This window comes from Litoribacter populi (genome assembly GCF_007483685.1).
In the GTDB taxonomy this organism is placed as follows: Bacteria; Bacteroidota; Bacteroidia; order Cytophagales; family Cyclobacteriaceae; genus Litoribacter; species Litoribacter populi.
This window is the reverse complement of the sequence record NZ_VMKN01000001.1, coordinates 960,431-975,992: the sequence shown is the minus strand read 5'-3', so window position 1 is coordinate 975,992 and position 15,562 is coordinate 960,431. Positions and strand designations below refer to the sequence as shown.

General features: G+C 43.3%; 11 protein-coding genes. 4 read left to right on the top strand and 7 right to left on the bottom strand.

Annotation, left to right across the window (positions count from 1 at the left end; all coding sequences use genetic code 11):
* Positions 1-167 precede the first annotated feature (167 nt).
* Positions 168-446, top strand: a complete 279-nt coding sequence (locus tag FPL27_RS04095; protein ID WP_185974295.1) for a toxin-antitoxin system YwqK family antitoxin — start codon at positions 168-170, stop codon at positions 444-446.
* A gap of 115 nt (positions 447-561) precedes the next feature.
* On the opposite strand, the gene FPL27_RS04090 is transcribed toward FPL27_RS04095, so the two are convergent.
* The 7 genes from FPL27_RS04090 to FPL27_RS04060 all read right to left on the bottom strand — a co-directional run bounded on the left by FPL27_RS04090 (position 562) and on the right by FPL27_RS04060 (position 11,159).
* Positions 562-4,323 (bottom strand): hypothetical protein, encoded by a 3,762-nt coding sequence (locus FPL27_RS04090; protein ID WP_143959874.1) that lies wholly within the window; start codon positions 4,321-4,323, stop codon positions 562-564.
* A gap of 36 nt (positions 4,324-4,359) precedes the next feature.
* Positions 4,360-4,878: a DUF4402 domain-containing protein gene (locus tag FPL27_RS04085; protein WP_143959873.1), complete on the bottom strand. Its 519-nt coding sequence runs from the start codon at positions 4,876-4,878 to the stop codon at positions 4,360-4,362.
* A 117-nt stretch (positions 4,879-4,995) separates the two neighbouring features.
* Positions 4,996-5,805 (bottom strand): fimbrial biogenesis chaperone, encoded by an 810-nt coding sequence (locus FPL27_RS04080; RefSeq protein WP_143959872.1) that lies wholly within the window; start codon positions 5,803-5,805, stop codon positions 4,996-4,998.
* 67 nt (positions 5,806-5,872) lie between these two features.
* Positions 5,873-6,382, bottom strand: coding sequence for a DUF4402 domain-containing protein (locus FPL27_RS04075; protein ID WP_143959871.1), 510 nt, complete (start codon positions 6,380-6,382; stop codon positions 5,873-5,875).
* Between the two features lie 840 nt (positions 6,383-7,222).
* A complete protein-coding gene (locus FPL27_RS04070; protein ID WP_143959870.1) occupies positions 7,223-8,260 on the bottom strand; it encodes a ParM/StbA family protein in 1,038 nt (345 codons plus the stop codon).
* A 243-nt stretch (positions 8,261-8,503) separates the two neighbouring features.
* The gene (locus tag FPL27_RS04065; RefSeq protein WP_143959869.1) at positions 8,504-10,531 is read right to left on the bottom strand and encodes a GAF domain-containing protein; all 2,028 of its coding nucleotides are present in this window, start codon (positions 10,529-10,531) and stop codon (positions 8,504-8,506) included.
* A 4-nt stretch (positions 10,532-10,535) separates the two neighbouring features.
* On the bottom strand, positions 10,536-11,159 hold the full coding sequence (locus FPL27_RS04060; protein ID WP_143959868.1) for a hypothetical protein: 624 nt from the start codon (positions 11,157-11,159) through the stop codon (positions 10,536-10,538).
* A 409-nt stretch (positions 11,160-11,568) separates the two neighbouring features.
* Between FPL27_RS04060 and FPL27_RS04055 the strand changes: the two genes are divergently transcribed.
* The 3 genes from FPL27_RS04055 to FPL27_RS04045 all read left to right on the top strand — a co-directional run bounded on the left by FPL27_RS04055 (position 11,569) and on the right by FPL27_RS04045 (position 15,560).
* The gene (locus FPL27_RS04055; protein ID WP_143959867.1) at positions 11,569-13,215 is read left to right on the top strand and encodes a TldD/PmbA family protein; all 1,647 of its coding nucleotides are present in this window, start codon (positions 11,569-11,571) and stop codon (positions 13,213-13,215) included.
* An 11-nt stretch (positions 13,216-13,226) separates the two neighbouring features.
* On the top strand, positions 13,227-14,543 hold the full coding sequence (locus tag FPL27_RS04050; RefSeq protein ID WP_143959866.1) for a TldD/PmbA family protein: 1,317 nt from the start codon (positions 13,227-13,229) through the stop codon (positions 14,541-14,543).
* Positions 14,544-14,942: 399 nt separating this feature from the next.
* On the top strand, positions 14,943-15,560 hold the full coding sequence (locus FPL27_RS04045; protein ID WP_143959865.1) for a DUF4159 domain-containing protein: 618 nt from the start codon (positions 14,943-14,945) through the stop codon (positions 15,558-15,560).
* Positions 15,561-15,562 lie beyond the last annotated feature (2 nt).

Below are 15,562 nucleotides of genomic sequence, written 5' to 3'. Positions count from 1 at the left end.
AACAGTTGGTAGTCAGCAGGAAAAATTAATCTCAGCAAACTGACATTCAAAATAATATTATTCAAAAACCCATAATTGCATTACACAAAAACTGGCAAATAATGCTGATTCGGAAGTTTACCGCTATTCATTATATTTACACTTAGCGATCAACTAACATGCGTATTATGCTAGACATTAAGCTACAGGAAACCGACAAAGAGGTAATGGATGAGGCTTCAAACACCTTGACCTACTTCTTTGAAAACGGCGGAATCAAAGCCCAAGGCACCTTTCTAATGGGAAAGCCAGAGGGAGAGTGGAAGTACTACCGGGAAACCGGCCAACTCTGGAAAATCGGCCACTACAAGGCCGGTCTCAAACACGGCCCCTGGGTCCGTTTTGACAAAAATGGTGACGAGGAGTTTAAACTAAAATACAAAAACGGTAAAATCGCGGTCAGGTAGACCGCTATTTTTTTTTACCGATAAGACGCAAAGGTTTTTTAAGTAAAAGGTAAGAGGTAAGAAGTTAAAAGTCTTGCGCTTCTTTGCCTCTTACTTTTCACTTCTTACTTAACCCCTACTCCAATCTCCTCCTTTTATAAAACGAAACTATAAAAGCATCCTTAAACCCTGCTCTCCAAAGCATAAACTTCTCCTCCTTGGCTTTATCATAGGAAAAAGTCGATCCATAGGTGTATTTGAATACACCATTGTGCACATAATAATCCACATCCAAGCCTTGGAAGATAGGGTCGTCCAATTCAATCTTCTTCCTGGATGTTAAAATCTGAACCTTAAAATGGGTATCCGGATCCTGGGCATCTATAACCTTGTCGGTTTTCATAACCTGGTCAATCCCAAACGAGATCCGTTGACCATCATGGTACTCGGCAACAAATGTCCCGGTGTAACCTTTTTGAAGTAACCCCTTCCTGAGACTCAATGCCTCCTCAAACGACTTGGCTTCCAAATAGTATTTATGCAACCCGTCTTGATACTCCTCTTGAACCTCTGATAAGCCATCAAAATAACCGTGTGTTTTTGATAACCTGGCTTTGCTTGCCAAAACTTGTACCTTAAAGGTGACCCCTGCTTCACTTACGTTGCTCATTTGCTCGTATTTATTTTCTCCTACCTGATACACCAATTCCGCCTCAGCAAAACCTTGTTTTCTTAAATTTTCCAACATCAAACTGGCTGTCATTACCGAATGGAACGACCCCTTTAAATAGGAATAAACCCCATTGTCATTAATGACTTCCAGACCTTCTGGATAGCCTAACGAATCTAAATTTAGCAATTCTGTACTTGTAAATAACCTGATTTTGAACCCTGACTCAACCCCTCTTTCCTTCACCGAAAAGTCTTCAACTTCATCCACTTGTCCTACTCTAATTACCTCAGGCTCCCTAACCAAACTCATAAGAATTTCGTTCTGCTCATCCACATCCTTCATTTTGATAGCCTCCAAAAATTCCGGATTAGTCACCCCAAGTGAAAAACCAGAAGCATCCCGCCTTGACCTCACCGCACTTACCTCAGTCCCCACTTTTTTATCGATTCCCTCAAAAGGTGTCGCCAAAAGTTCTGCTTGACTATTATCTATTTCATTATTTCCTTCTATTTCCTTATTTCCACCTATTTCCCTATTTCGATCATTTCCTATTTCCCTATTTCGATCATTTCCTATTTCCCTATTTCCTTCTATTTCATTATTTCCCTCTATTTCCCTATTTCCTCCAATTTGAAACAACATAAAATCCAGATCATCCAGATAATCCCCTTCCTCCCCTTCTGAAATGGTAAAATGAGTCGTCTCTGCCTCGAAATAATATCCCAGCTTCTCCAACTGAACCGAATCCGGCATCACTTGGTAGTCCCCAGCCGGAAGCTCCATGTTAGTAAAATACCCGTCCCGCTCAGTCAGCGTAGTGTGCATGAGTTTTCCCTTGGCATCATAATAATTCATCTTGATCCTGCCTATGCCCTTGCCCTCTGTCTCCATATACACCATCCCGGCAGCCTCACCCATTACCTGAATAGGCACCTCTACTTTCTTGAATTGATTGGGATCTACTCTTACCTGTAGTATTGCATGTTTCAATCGCCAAGCAATGTTGTCAAAGCTGCTTTTATCAAGCTCGATCACATAATCCTCATAGGCGATCAGGTTGGTAATGCGGATAGCCTCCCCATCCTTGTCATACTGCACCTGTCCGCCTCTTACTTTCAATTTAAGTCCCGATACCAAAGGCTCTCCTTTGTCCCTCTTACCGTTGTTGTTCAAGTCCAGGAATGGAAGCACTGTTACAGCGCCTTTGCCTACATTCACTTTGTTGTTAAAGTCCAAATGGGAGGTGTGGTTGTCATACATCATGCTACCCCTAGCGGTAGTGGTGAGTAAGGTTTGACGGTTGGCCTGTCTTACCTGGGTACTGACATTGGCAAAGGAGAAATCATAGCGGAAGCCCAAGCCAACAGAGGAGTTATGGAAAAGGAAATTGTTCTGGTAGAACATGTTCAGGAAGGCCTTTCTCCCCACCCTTTTTTCCAGCCTTAAGTTGATATTGGAAATGCTTTTTGCGGTATAGTTGTACTGGACCTGGGGCTGGAATGAGACTGCATATGGCAGGCGATAGGACTGGGACACCATAGAGTGCATATTATACCCATGTGTTCTGAAGATCCCAAAGGTGGTCAGGTTGGTAGGAACACCAAAAACTCTGCTGGAGAGCAAGAGTTGTGCATTGGTAAACCCACCGTTGGGGAAGACCATCTGGGTGAGCGTCATCCGTGAAAAGAGCGAGAAATTGTTTTTCCGAATTGGCATGGTCAGAGCCAGCTTCCTTTCTTCCAAGTAATTGAAAATAATGGCCTGCTGACCTTCTTCAAGCTTGGTATAAGAAGCATCAAGGGTCATGCTACGGGGCAACCTATAATTCAGGAGTGCCCTTGCCCTCACCCCGGGCATGTAGTCACCGTTTAGAAGTATATTGTTGCTAACCTTAATGGAGGACTGCACAAAAGGCATATAGGGTTGCTGCGTGATGGATGACAAATGCTCTATTCCTCCGCCTACGGTTACCCGGTTGGTTAATCCATAATTAGCCGTCCACCTGGTAAAAATACTGCCCAGGCCGTTATCCACGATTCCGGCACTGATCATGTATTCCATTTCATTTTTGGGGAGAAAATTAAACGGAACATTGACCACCTCCTCGGAGAAATTCTCTTCACCGAATGGCCCGTAGTGCCTAAGCTGAATAGTGGTATTGCCATAGATCAACGGCACTTCAAAGGTGAAAAAACCTGCTGCATCAGCCTGCACAAAGTCTATCAGGGTATTGTTGACATACAATTCCACTGTCCATTCCGGCCCGGTATGATCCGCGATCCGGTAAGTACTAAAAGCCTTCCTTCTTAAGGTCGACGAATTGGTCAGCTGAAACCCCACCACCGGAGCCAAAATGGTGGAAGTAGAGGCTGCATTTATCCTTCCCATGGTAAATTGCCTGATAACATCGTGATCGTTGTTGACAAACCTCCATTGGTAAAACTGGTTGCGGTGGGCAATCGGCCTACCGTCGAAGGCATTCAGGTTTGCAAAAACTTCCCCACCAAGAAGTTCTCCCCCCAGGGCCACATTATATCGGGTCTGGGTCATGGCGCTTGACGCCGGCCGCTCCGGGTTGATGGGGCTGATCAAGTTGGTGCTCATCACTGCCCAATCGGCCATATGGAGCTTGGCCATGGATTTTTTGCGGCCCATGATGGTGTCCGCATCCACTTTTCCTTGCAGCTTGTTGAGGTTTTTGCGCACCATCTCCTGCCGCATCTGACGAAAGACCGGCAAGTCCAACTGGGTGGTCAAGGTCACCGATAGGCTCCTGAAATTGAAGGCGCAATGCAGCCCGAAAACTTCCCCGAAGAAATCATTCCTCAGGTATAAAAAATCATCTTCATATATAAAGGCCGAAGGGGGCAGGTCTATTTCCCTGTCCCTATAGCGGATTTTATGTTCATATGGATCAATGGTGTAGGTGTCGTTTTGATTGAGGAGAAAACCCTCCAATCTCTCCTCCCCTTCAAACTTGATATGCAAAAAGTCAAACATATCGGTAACGGAGAGGTAGGCTGTTTCCCCACGGATAGCGGCCGGGATTTCCATGCCTCCAAACTTGGCCAGCTTGACCATGAGGAGCACCTCGTCAAAATCATCATCTGCGGGATCTTTGGGGGTAGAAAAAGCAGGATGGCCAAAAAATATAACGATGAACACACATATAAATATCGTCTCCTTTCTCAAGGAGCCAGCCATCCCACCTATGCTATATTTCAATAAATTTACCATGATCCCCTTTCCCAACTTCCATGGCTATTCTTCTAATACGGTGATAGATAATGAACCTGAATAATTCCCAGGGATGCTTTCCAATCGCCCGTTCAAAGTCAGGCTCACAGGAATGGCAATGTAGTTTCTATCAGGCGGGGCAACCTGAGAAATATAAGTCGAGCCGGCATAGGGATAGTGCATCCTTAAGATGGCTTCACCTCCATTGCTACCTTTAAGGATCACTTCCGGACCCAGTTGTATATGGATTACCGCACCCAAAGGAGCCTCAACCGCAAAAACCGGAGGCATAGCTTCCGATCCTTGATTCAACAATATGACCTCACCTTCAGCTACTCTTTCCTCCTCTTCAGAGATATGGATGCTGCCACCACCATAACCCACCACGAAGGATCCGAAACTGGCAGGTTGCTCAGCAAACACCTGCACCTGTGCATGAGACTCTGTCGCCAGCCCTATCAGCAACAACCCCAATACCCACCAAAAACCCCGAAAAGGAGCTTGAGGAGTAAAACTATAGGCTATTCTTGAAGATAAAGTCATGGGAAAGAGTTAAATGGCAATAGTTATTGGTTTGTAAATGGTGCTCCGGTCTTCCGGTCTCCGGTCATCCCGTCTCCCGTCTTTCGGTCTTCCGTCTCCGGTCTTCCGTCTCCGGTCTTAAAGCTGCAGACTAGCCTGCGCAAATGTTTCTTTTTTGCCTTCCTGGGCATGGTACACTACCTTCAGTTCACCTGAAGAATAATCTACCTCATCCTTTAATTTGATAGAGAAATGTCTGTGAGGGATAGGAGCATAAACGGCTACACCTTTGACGGTGCCGACCTGGGTTTCCTTTCCTGATTGATCGGTGTGAAGGACCTTGAAGTCTCCGTAGGAGGATTTGTTGCCTTCGCGGAGGATGGTGAAGTTGAATTGTGTTGAGCGCTGTTGCCTGTCCAAGGCTAGGTGGGAAAGGGCTGATTTTACGTCAGGGTTTCCGACTTCAATGATGACAGGAATGCTGATGCCAAACACCATGTCCAGTTTGGTGGAAATGCCTGTCACCTCTTCATTTGATTTTTGTTTTTCTAATGGCTTTTCTTTGGGAACAGCCCGAAAATATAGGTGACTCCTGTATTCTCCAGTTTCCAGCTGGTTGGCTCGGAAGACTTGGACTTTTACTTTTTGCGATTCCCTTGGAGCCAAGGTTACTGTTCTAGGAAAAACCCGAAGGTTATTTTCTGCAAAAAATTGGCCTTCCTCCGGCTCATAAATTTTTTCAAATTTACCGTTTTCAGCCATTCTGTAGTTAATGAAACTGATTTGGTATTGCGCAGAATCATTTCCAGTATTAGCCAATGTAAGATCTATTGATTCGCTAATTGTTTCAAAAACCACCCTTTTGGGATAAATCATTAAATCTCCTTGTGCTTTAACACCAAATATTAAAGATATATATACAATTAATGAAGCTATCTTGACTTTCATTCTTTACGGTTAAATAATTCTTTGTAAAAAAATGATCAGCGGGATTAACCTGCTGATCATTTTGGAATTAATTATAGCTTACCTCAACGGTGAAGGTTCCAGTATAAACACCTGCCGCTTGACCAGCCGCTACATTTAACTTTGCACCCACACCGAAAGTTTCTGTAGTTAAACCTGCACCAATAACTCCTGCGGAATTGTGTTCAAACTCTGTCAAATCCATGGTATCGGTTCCTCCATCGAGGGTTAAAGAAACCTCTTCATTCCCAGGAAGGACAACTGTATACGCAAGACCATCTGTACCTGTAATGGTAAAAGTGGCCGATTGTATTGTAGCACTTTCGTGAGATTGCACACCTGTTACTTCAACAATATCATCATTTGTACCGACACTGATTGAACCAGCTGCATTTGCAATTATCTCTCCGAACCAAAGTTCGGTAACATTAGCTATTTCTATTGGAGAAATAATGGTAGCTGTAGCATTAGCGTTATCTGAAGCAGTCTGTGCATTAGCCGTTGCAGAGAAGCCTACCATTACCAGGGCAACTGCTGCGATTTTGTAAAACATTTTCATGATTTTCTTATTTAAGTTTATAATCAATTAGTAGTATTTCTATGGTAGGTTCTCTGGACGTCTCCATATTCCTTTCTTTTCATACTTCTGCAAGTATAATCACAGAATTACCTACAAAACAAAACAATTGCAATAAATTATTTATCGTATAATTATACCAATAAACACTATCTTAAATATGATTTTAAATATTTAAAATAAAACTTTATGAAAAACACCTGCTCCTTAAAAAGTCATGATTTTGCTTTTCGACAAAACAAAAAAGCATAAAAGCCAACTATTCGAGGTTTTTACAAGATTTCCAGATCACAGCCCCTCCGATTCCTGAAAAACCCCAAAAACCCCTGATATTTGCAGGTAAAACTTCCATAACACCATTTCAACAGCCAAAAAAACTTAAATTATTTTAACAACTTCGAATTATACAATCACCTCTTTTTCAATACTATAAAAACAGCCGTTTTTTGAATATATTTATTATTTATAGTAATAAATTACATTATCAAATAAACAAATAAGCTGTTTGACCCTAGTATTTAATAAACCTCACTAAAAAACATCCACCTTAACTATTGGACATAAAAAAACCTCAGCCGCAGCCGAGGTTTAAATTTATTATTTATCGGTCTTGTTTTTCACCGCTAAGAGCGTTAAGTGACGCAAAGGGATTTTAAGTATAAATAAAAAATCACCATTTCATTGCGCCTCTTTGCCTCTCCCGTTCGCAAAAGCTTCACGGGACAAGTTTGCGGTTATATTTTCCTTTCCACTTCTTACTAACTCTGTAACCTCAGTGCCTCAGTGGTTATTTTCTTTATTACTTTCCATTTCGCTCAAGCTTTACTCCGCCTCAGCCTCGATCTTCTCTTGTTTGAAGGTAGTGACAATCGTGGACGAATTACCAATATCGAGTCCAACTGCTCTGTCCTTAGCTCCACCGCTGATAACGGCACTGTGATGGCAGTAACCTAAAGAAGCCAGCTTTTCTGGATTAGGGGGAACGTGGACATTCAGAATTCCATCAAACTCTTCTTTAAATAAATTCACCAAAACTTCATAGTTAGCTCCGCCGCCACCCAGATAAGCTTCCTGGGATTTAGCAAAGTCCTGATCAGAGAAAGCTTTTCTCAATGCAGGGGAAATGATGGATTGATAATATTGCTTAAGTACTTTTCTCCGGATCTCTGTAAGGTCAATCCGCTTTCTGTTAAGGAATATAAACCCTTGGCTAAAGGCTAGGTCAATTTGATGCTCATTTTTAAGGTCTAAGTAATGCTCTTTGATAAGCTCTTGAGTCATTAAATTAACAGCGTACCGCACTCCATATGTAGAGACACTTGATCGCTGCACAACCCCGCCCACAGTACTGAGAATTGCTTCAAACGTACCGTACCCTAAACTCAACATGAAAAAGTTTCCTGTAGCCTGAGGTTCTGAATTTCTAACCCCAATAGCACATCCCACCACTTCAGGCATCACCTCAAGTCGCTCTACTTCTAAAGCAACTTTCTTTCTTCCTCCACCTCTGTAGGTATTGGTATCAAACTCAATAACATGTTCCTTGAGAATAAGCGATTCAGCTTTGTCTTTGTATACCTGATAGGTGGAAAATGGAAACCCAACGGTTAAAGAAATAGGGCTACCCAATTTCTGTCCAGCAATTAGGAGTGCCGATTTCAAAATTACTCTGTAATCATCCTCATCCGGAGCACTGTTAATATTCCGCTGTGGAGAGAAACCTTCTGAAAGGGCCAGGTCGCCGACAAGATAGCTTTGGTCTTCATGGATAATATTCATTCCAGAAACCAAATCCCTAGCTACATTTTTTAATTCTACGTTATTAGCCTCTAAAACGCTGGGGTATTTAATTACATCCATAGCAAACTTTATTTTAAATATACATAAATAATTTTCATACCATAAACATTATTATAACATAAAAATTACTTACAATTTTTATAACAATATAATGCAAATTTATTTAAAAAAATATTATACCATTATTATTATTTTTCCAAAAACAGAATAAACACCCTCATTTTAAATTTCAAACTAATTGATAAATTTAAAAAACAGAAGTAAGAAGTCTTTGCGCTCCTTTGCCTCTTGGTGGTTGTTTTTTTACTTACCTTTTCTCACTTCCTCTGATTTCCGAATAACCCCCTGAATCACTTTATCCAATTCCTTAGCTGAATCGGATATAAACTCGAGGACATTCCTAATTTCCTCTTTATTGTCTAGGCCGTCTTCCAGGTCATAGTCCAGCATATCTACCAACCCAAGTATTCTTGCTAAAGGCGCCCTAACATGATGGGATTGCACTTGGGCAATTTCCTTGAGTTTGGCGTTTTGCTTATTCACTTCTTCCATCAATTGAGTAGCTTGGGTGACGTCAGCTGTGACGCCCACCATTCTCAAAGCTTTACCTTCCTCATCCCGCAACACATAGCCCCGATCCTCAACATGTGCCACCTGACCATCGGCTCTTATTAATCGATAATTAAGCTTCCAATGAAGACAGTTTTTGTCTCCCAATATTGTGGTTAGCTTGTTTTTCACCACTTGGATATCATCCTTATGGATAAATTTAAGCCAAAGCCACCCTTTGATCTCAGGAAGCACCTCTTTTCCAAGAAGACTTTGAAAACCCTTACTCCTAGTTACTTTGTCTTTCGTCAAATCCCAGTCCCAGATCATCTCAATGGTAGCCATCATGGCAAACCTAAAGCGCTCATTACTGATCTTGAGCTTTTGATTATTGATTACCAGATCAGTCACATCCCGCATATGCAGAATAGTGCCTTGAACCATACTTTCACGGGAAAGGTTGATGGCTGTGCCTTCCACCCACTTCCAAAAACCCAAATTGTCCTTTACCCGGAAAGGTGGAAACTTTACCTGTTTGGAGGGATTGATGAATAGCAATTTTTTCATCACCCGAAAACGGTCCTCAGGATGTACGAGCAACAAAGCTTCCTTACCCAAAACTCTTTCCACTTTCCAACCAAGTAACCTTTTCAATGAACCACTCATGAAGGAGATCAAACCTGCGTCATCTATGATAGAAATCAATTCCGCCCCATGTTCTACAATCGTTTTGTAGAATTGATGTGAATTGACCTCTTCCATTTGAGACAAACCTGAAGGTTGATCAATAAAAGTCGCCAAATCTTCCTTCACGGTCAGTCCAAAGCGTTCCATTTCTAGTTTCAGGTTGTTCTCAATCTCATTGCTTACCAAAGTCGCAAAGCACCTCAAAAACTCCTTCTCTTCTAGTGTCCACATCCGCTCTCTCAAGCAATCATCAAACCCTATGAAACCATGGAAGTTGTTATCCACGTAGATGGGAAGTATGAAAATTGACTTTATCTTTTGGCTTTCCAGAATCACTTTTAGATGTCCTTCATCCAATTGTGAAATATTTTTGCAAAATAGATCCTTGTCAACCAATGGGGTAATAAGTTCTTCAATCTCCTCAAACAGCAGGTTTTGGGTTACCATGTTCTCTGATTCATCCCAATAGCTATCTTTGGACCACTCGTATTGCTGGCTGGTTGCTGGCTTTCCCGTCTCGGGATGAAGACCGTTGACAAAATAGTACGCGCGTTCCACATCCAACTCCTCTCCCACCAGTTTGAGTGCCTTACCCAATGATTGCTCAAATTCAGGATAATGCCTGAAAACCCCTATCAAGGCATGCATTAACTTAAAATCCAACTGACTCTCAACTGGTACAATAATATTTTCCTCTATTGCTGGAAGCTCCTTGGACACTTGTAGAATAAACTTCAACTCGCCGTTTTTATCCAAAATAGGAATGTTTTCAATTTCCCAGGCATAGTCCTCCAAAAGTCCATCAGTCGTCTCCAGCTGAAAATGGAACTTCTCGATTTTTTTAGGAATTCTGTAGGTCTTCACATATTCTAGCGAAGTTTTAAGAATACTCGCAGATATGTTGAGTTGATCTTCATGCTGGCAATAAAATGATTCTATGTAGTCCTTTCGAACTAGATCATCTCTGTTCGCTCCTACAACCTGTAGGAGCGAATCATTCACATCTTCAATTAGATACTTGCCCCTAGAGGTGGGGCGCAAAAGAAGGGAAGGATAAGGACTAACCTTAAAATACTTGAGGTATACGTTCTTCATAAAATCAGCGGTTAATCACTTTTAATCTTTCCTGGGACTGGGAGGTTTGAATATGGAAAATCAATAGTCCTTTGGGTAAAATGGCCAGCATTTTGTTAAGTTCAAAATTTAATTGTTGTAAGCAATCCGTCTGAATTTCCCAGTTTCTATCAAACTGATCAAAAATCCTAACGTTGACCTGCTCGCCTCTCTGGAATTCATTCATATAGGCCAACCTTGCCGTGTTATCTACTATTGGATTAGGGTACACCCTCCAGCTATTACTAGAAAACCCTTGAGTTCCAGGGGTTGAAACCATCACTAATTCACTGTAACTGACATCCTCCCTTGGGGAAGAAGCTTTAATTCTATAATAAAGTCTGGCAGGCACAAGGGGAAGAATTCTATCTTGGAATACAAACTCTCCATTTATCTCATCAGCATATGTAAGCGTTCCGATGCCCTCAAAATTTTCAATCCCATTGATTGACCTTTCGATAACAAAGTGGGGATCTTCCTCCTTCAGCATACTCCATGTAAGCTGGACTTGATTAGTATCTTCAATAAGGGAACCTTGAAAATGGAGCCAAGACATGTTGTCAGCGCTGGCTAAAACGGTTGGATTGGCACTCCAAATGAACCAAACCATTATGAAGGTAATTAATCGCGGTGCTTTCATAAGCAATAATATTTGTGCTAAAATTAAAGTTCTATTCCATAGAAAAATCACTTTTCACAACCTACCCCTCAAAAAAAATATCAATTTTTTTACCCTGTATAATAAATGCTTTTGGTAGAAAAAATAATGTCATTCTACCCAAAAACCATATTTTCTATTTTTATCCAAAAAATGAGGCAATGGGATTTTATAATTGAATTTTTCTAAGAATCCAGTATGGTTTCGAATTAACCAAAATGGAATTATCACCTAAAATCACGCTTATGAGCCTTTCGTAATGCCAGTTTGCTATAATCAAACTTTCCGTCTAAATTTAGAATCTAGCTTTAAAAAAGCATTAACCTTTATATTCTATTTCAACCAAAACAAAGGAGGTAAATTGAAAAGAAGAGATTTTATCCATCTATCCGGTCTAGGATTAGGTGCGATGATGCTTCCGGGACTGGCTTTCGGCAAGGAAGTCAGCCCAGAGGAATTGATGAACCCGGGATTGCATGCCGCCGCCAAAAAGGAGCTCGCGGATGTGGCCCTACAGGCAGCCCGCGCTAAAGGGGCTACCTATACCGATGTAAGAATCGGCAGATATTTGAGACAATTTCTATTCACCCGAGAAAAGAACGTCCAAAACATTACTAACGCTGAATCCTTTGGTGTTGGCATCCGTGTAATCGCTGATGGCACCTGGGGCTTTGCAGCTACCGATGACGTCACCAAGGAAGGTATTGCCAAGGCAGCTGAAACTGCCGTAGCCATCGCCAAAGCCAATGCCCGTCTGCAGAAAGAACCAGTTGAACTTGCTCCGGTGCAAGGAGTAGGTGAGGTCAATTGGAAAACTGAAATAGAGAAAAACGCATTCGAAATACCTGTAAAGGACAAAATCGACCTTTTGCTCAAAGCCAACAATGCAGCTATGGACAACGGGGCGGCATTTGTGACCTCCAACCTTTTCATGGTCAACGAACAGAAGTATTTCGCCTCCACTGACGGTTCCTATATCGATCAGGACATTCACCGTATCTGGCCAACCTTCTCCGTGACGGCAGTTGACCGTGAAGCTGGAGTATTCAAAACCAGAGATTCCCTAAGTGCTCCAATGGGCATGGGATACGAGTACCTGGATGGACTTGCTTCCGAAAAAACCGAAGGCCCAGCTGGTTCAAACTTGGTAAGTTACCGCAATTCCTACGACATAGTCGAGGATGCCACAGCTGCAGCCAAACATGCCACTGAAAAACTGAAAGCTAAATCCGTCAACCCTGGCAAGTATGACCTTGTCCTCGATCCTGACCACCTTGGCTTGACCATTCACGAATCCGTGGGCCACCCGCTGGAACTTGACCGTGTATTGGGATATGAAGCCAATTACGCCGGCACCAGCTTTGCCACTTTGGACAAATGGAAATCAGGTGACTTCAAATATGGTTCGGACATCGTCAACATCGTAGCTGACAGGACCCAAGATCATTCTTTAGGAAAAGTTGCATTTGACGATGAAGGGGTGGAAGCTAAAGAATGGGATCTGATCAAGGACGGTGTTTTGGTTAACTACCAGGCCATACGTGACCAGGCACACATCATCGACGAGCCAGAATCCCATGGTTGCTGCTATGCGGACAACTGGAATTCAGTGCAGTTCCAAAGAATGCCAAACGTATCTTTACGCCCAGGGGAGGATAAACTCAGCTCCAATGACATGATCAAGGATGTTGAAAACGGTATCTATATCGTAGGCCGTGGCTCCTATTCCATTGATCAGCAGCGCTACAACTTCCAGTTTGGCGGACAGCTGTTCTATGAAATCAAAAACGGAGAAATCACCGGCATGCTTAATGACGTGGCCTACCAGTCCAATACCCAGGAGTTCTGGAATTCCTGCGTACAGATTTGTGACAAGGACGACTACAGGTTGTTTGGGACTTTCTTTGACGGAAAAGGCCAGCCTTCCCAGGTCAGCGCCGTTTCCCACGGCAGCTCCACCACCCGTTTTAACGGCGTGAATGTCATCAACACAGGTAGAAACATTTAATCCGACGCGACATGGCAGTTTTAACAAGAGAAGAAGCAAAACAGATTATAGATAAGGTTTTGTCATTCGCCACGGCGGACGAAACCGATGTAAGGATTTCCGGCGGCAAAACCGGCAATATCCGTTACGCCAGAAGTACGGTCAACACCAGCGGCGAGTCCAATGAGTTGAATTTGGCCATTACTTCCGTATATGGCAAGCGATCAGGATCCACCACCATCAACGAACTAGATGATGAGTCCCTGAAAAAAGCAGTGGAACGCGCAGAGGAAATAGCCAAACTGGCCCCCGAAAACCCTGAATACATGCCAATGCTTGGCCCTCAGGAATATGCGGATTCCAGAACCTTTTCTGAAAGCACTGATAAAATAGACCCTGAGTTCAGAGCTAAGGCCGCAGCGGATAGCATTGAACCTACTTCAGCCAACCAACTTACAGCGGCTGGCTACTTGGAGGACTATTCTGGTTTTTCGGCTTTTGGTAACAGCAAAGGTAATTTCGGATACAATCAAAGCACCTCGGTGGACTTTTCGGTAACCGTAAGGACTGAGGACGGCACCGGTTCAGGATACGCAATCCGTGATTTCAACGACGTGTCCTTATTGGACAGCGGCAGTGTAACCAACATCGCCGTGCAGAAAGCACAGGCTTCAAGAAATGCACAGGCCATCGAACCCGGTAAATACACCGTAATCCTTGAGCCTACCGCAGCAAGTGACCTTTTGAGGTTGATTTCCAGAAGCATGGACGCCAGAAGCGCCGATGAAGGAAGAAGCTTTTTGAGTAAAAAAGGCGGAGGAACCAGATTGGGTGAAAAGCTCTTCGACGAAAGGGTAAACATCTATTCCGATCCAACGCATCCGGACATTCCTTCAACGCCTTGGACAGGTGAGGGAATGCCGAGAGAGCGCACCCAGTGGGTAGAAAACGGTGTGGTAAAAAACATGTATTATAGCCGCTATTGGGCGGAAAAACAAGGTGTGGAACCAGTGGCACCGCCATCCGGAATCATCATTGAGGGAGGCGACAAGTCTCTGGAAGACATGATCCGAAGCACTGACAGAGGTATCTTGGTGACCAGATTCTGGTACATCAGAGCCGTGGATCCGCAGACCTTGCTTTACACAGGCCTTACCCGTGACGGAACTTTCTACATTGAAAACGGTGAAATCAAATTCCCGGTGAAAAACTTCCGCTTCAACGAAAGCCCGATCATCATGCTTAACAACATTGAAGAACTTGGTCAGCAACAAAGGGTCAGCGGCAGCATGATCCCGGCGATGAAGATCAGGGACTTTACGTTTACGAGTTTGTCGGACGCGGTTTAAAACAAAGGGACGCAGAGTTCCGCGGAGTTTTAAGAGAGTTCCGCAGAGTTTTAATTGGAATTAAGGGCGCAAGGGGATACAGGGAGTAGTTACCTGCGAACTTTTGCGTCCTTTTTGGTAGTTGATTAAATAACCACGGAGGCTGAGAGAGCACAGAGATGTTTGGATGTCGGATGACCGATGTCGGATGACCGATGTCGGGTGACCGATGTCGGGTGACCGATGTCGGGTGACCGATGTCGGGTGACCGATGTCGGATGAGGGATGTCGGGTGACCGATGTCGGATGAGGGATGAGATATTCCGTTGCGCCCGCTGCGTATTTCGTTGCACCACTGCGAGAAACCTTATTCTAACCGCGAAGAAGCCTCTGTGAAACTCTGTGTCCCCCTTAATTCATATGAGTAAATTCTTTTTCACACGAATCAAATACAACTCAGGTAACTGGGATACCGACCAACGGATGCCGTCCAATTTGCTGCATTCACTGGTGGAGTATACCACTATCCCCATTGATGAAAAAGAAAAAATAGTAGAGCTCAGCAGCCCGGAGATCTTCAAAAGCCCTTTTTGCTACATCAGCGGGCACAAACTTGTTGAATTTTCCGAGCAAGAAAGGAACAATTTTCGCACCTATGTCCAAAACGGAGGCTTTGTCTTTGCCGATGATTGCAACCATGACATAGATGGACTTTTTGCTAAATCATTTGAGGCTGAAATGGCCAAAACATTTGGCAATGATGCCCTTCAGAAGATCCCCAATGACCATGCAATCTATTCCAGCTTTTTCAAGTTTGAGGACGGACCACCCACCACTTCCTTTGAACTCAACGGCTGGGGAGATGACCTGGTCCACGATTACCTCAAGGCCATCCTGGTCAACGGAAGAATAGGCGTGCTCTACAGCAACAAAGACTACGGCTGCGAATGGGATTATGATTTCCGCAACAAACGCTTCCTGAGGGAAGACAACACCAAATTCGGTGTCAACATTGTCGTTTACGCTTTAACCCTATAAAA

What these genes read in the sequence shown, in the direction of transcription:
- FPL27_RS04095 (WP_185974295.1), top strand. Translation starts at nt 168, where the DNA reads ATGCTAGACATTAAGCTACAGGAAACCGACAAAGAGGTAATGGATGAG.
- FPL27_RS04085 (WP_143959873.1), bottom strand. Translation starts at nt 4,878, where the DNA reads ATGACTTTATCTTCAAGAATAGCCTATAGTTTTACTCCTCAAGCTCCT.
- FPL27_RS04080 (WP_143959872.1), bottom strand. Translation starts at nt 5,805, where the DNA reads ATGAAAGTCAAGATAGCTTCATTAATTGTATATATATCTTTAATATTT.
- FPL27_RS04075 (WP_143959871.1), bottom strand. Translation starts at nt 6,382, where the DNA reads ATGAAAATGTTTTACAAAATCGCAGCAGTTGCCCTGGTAATGGTAGGC.
- FPL27_RS04070 (WP_143959870.1), bottom strand. Translation starts at nt 8,260, where the DNA reads ATGGATGTAATTAAATACCCCAGCGTTTTAGAGGCTAATAACGTAGAA.
- FPL27_RS04065 (WP_143959869.1), bottom strand. Translation starts at nt 10,531, where the DNA reads ATGAAGAACGTATACCTCAAGTATTTTAAGGTTAGTCCTTATCCTTCC.
- FPL27_RS04060 (WP_143959868.1), bottom strand. Translation starts at nt 11,159, where the DNA reads ATGGTTTGGTTCATTTGGAGTGCCAATCCAACCGTTTTAGCCAGCGCT.
- FPL27_RS04050 (WP_143959866.1), top strand. Translation starts at nt 13,227, where the DNA reads ATGGCAGTTTTAACAAGAGAAGAAGCAAAACAGATTATAGATAAGGTT.
- FPL27_RS04045 (WP_143959865.1), top strand. Translation starts at nt 14,943, where the DNA reads ATGAGTAAATTCTTTTTCACACGAATCAAATACAACTCAGGTAACTGG.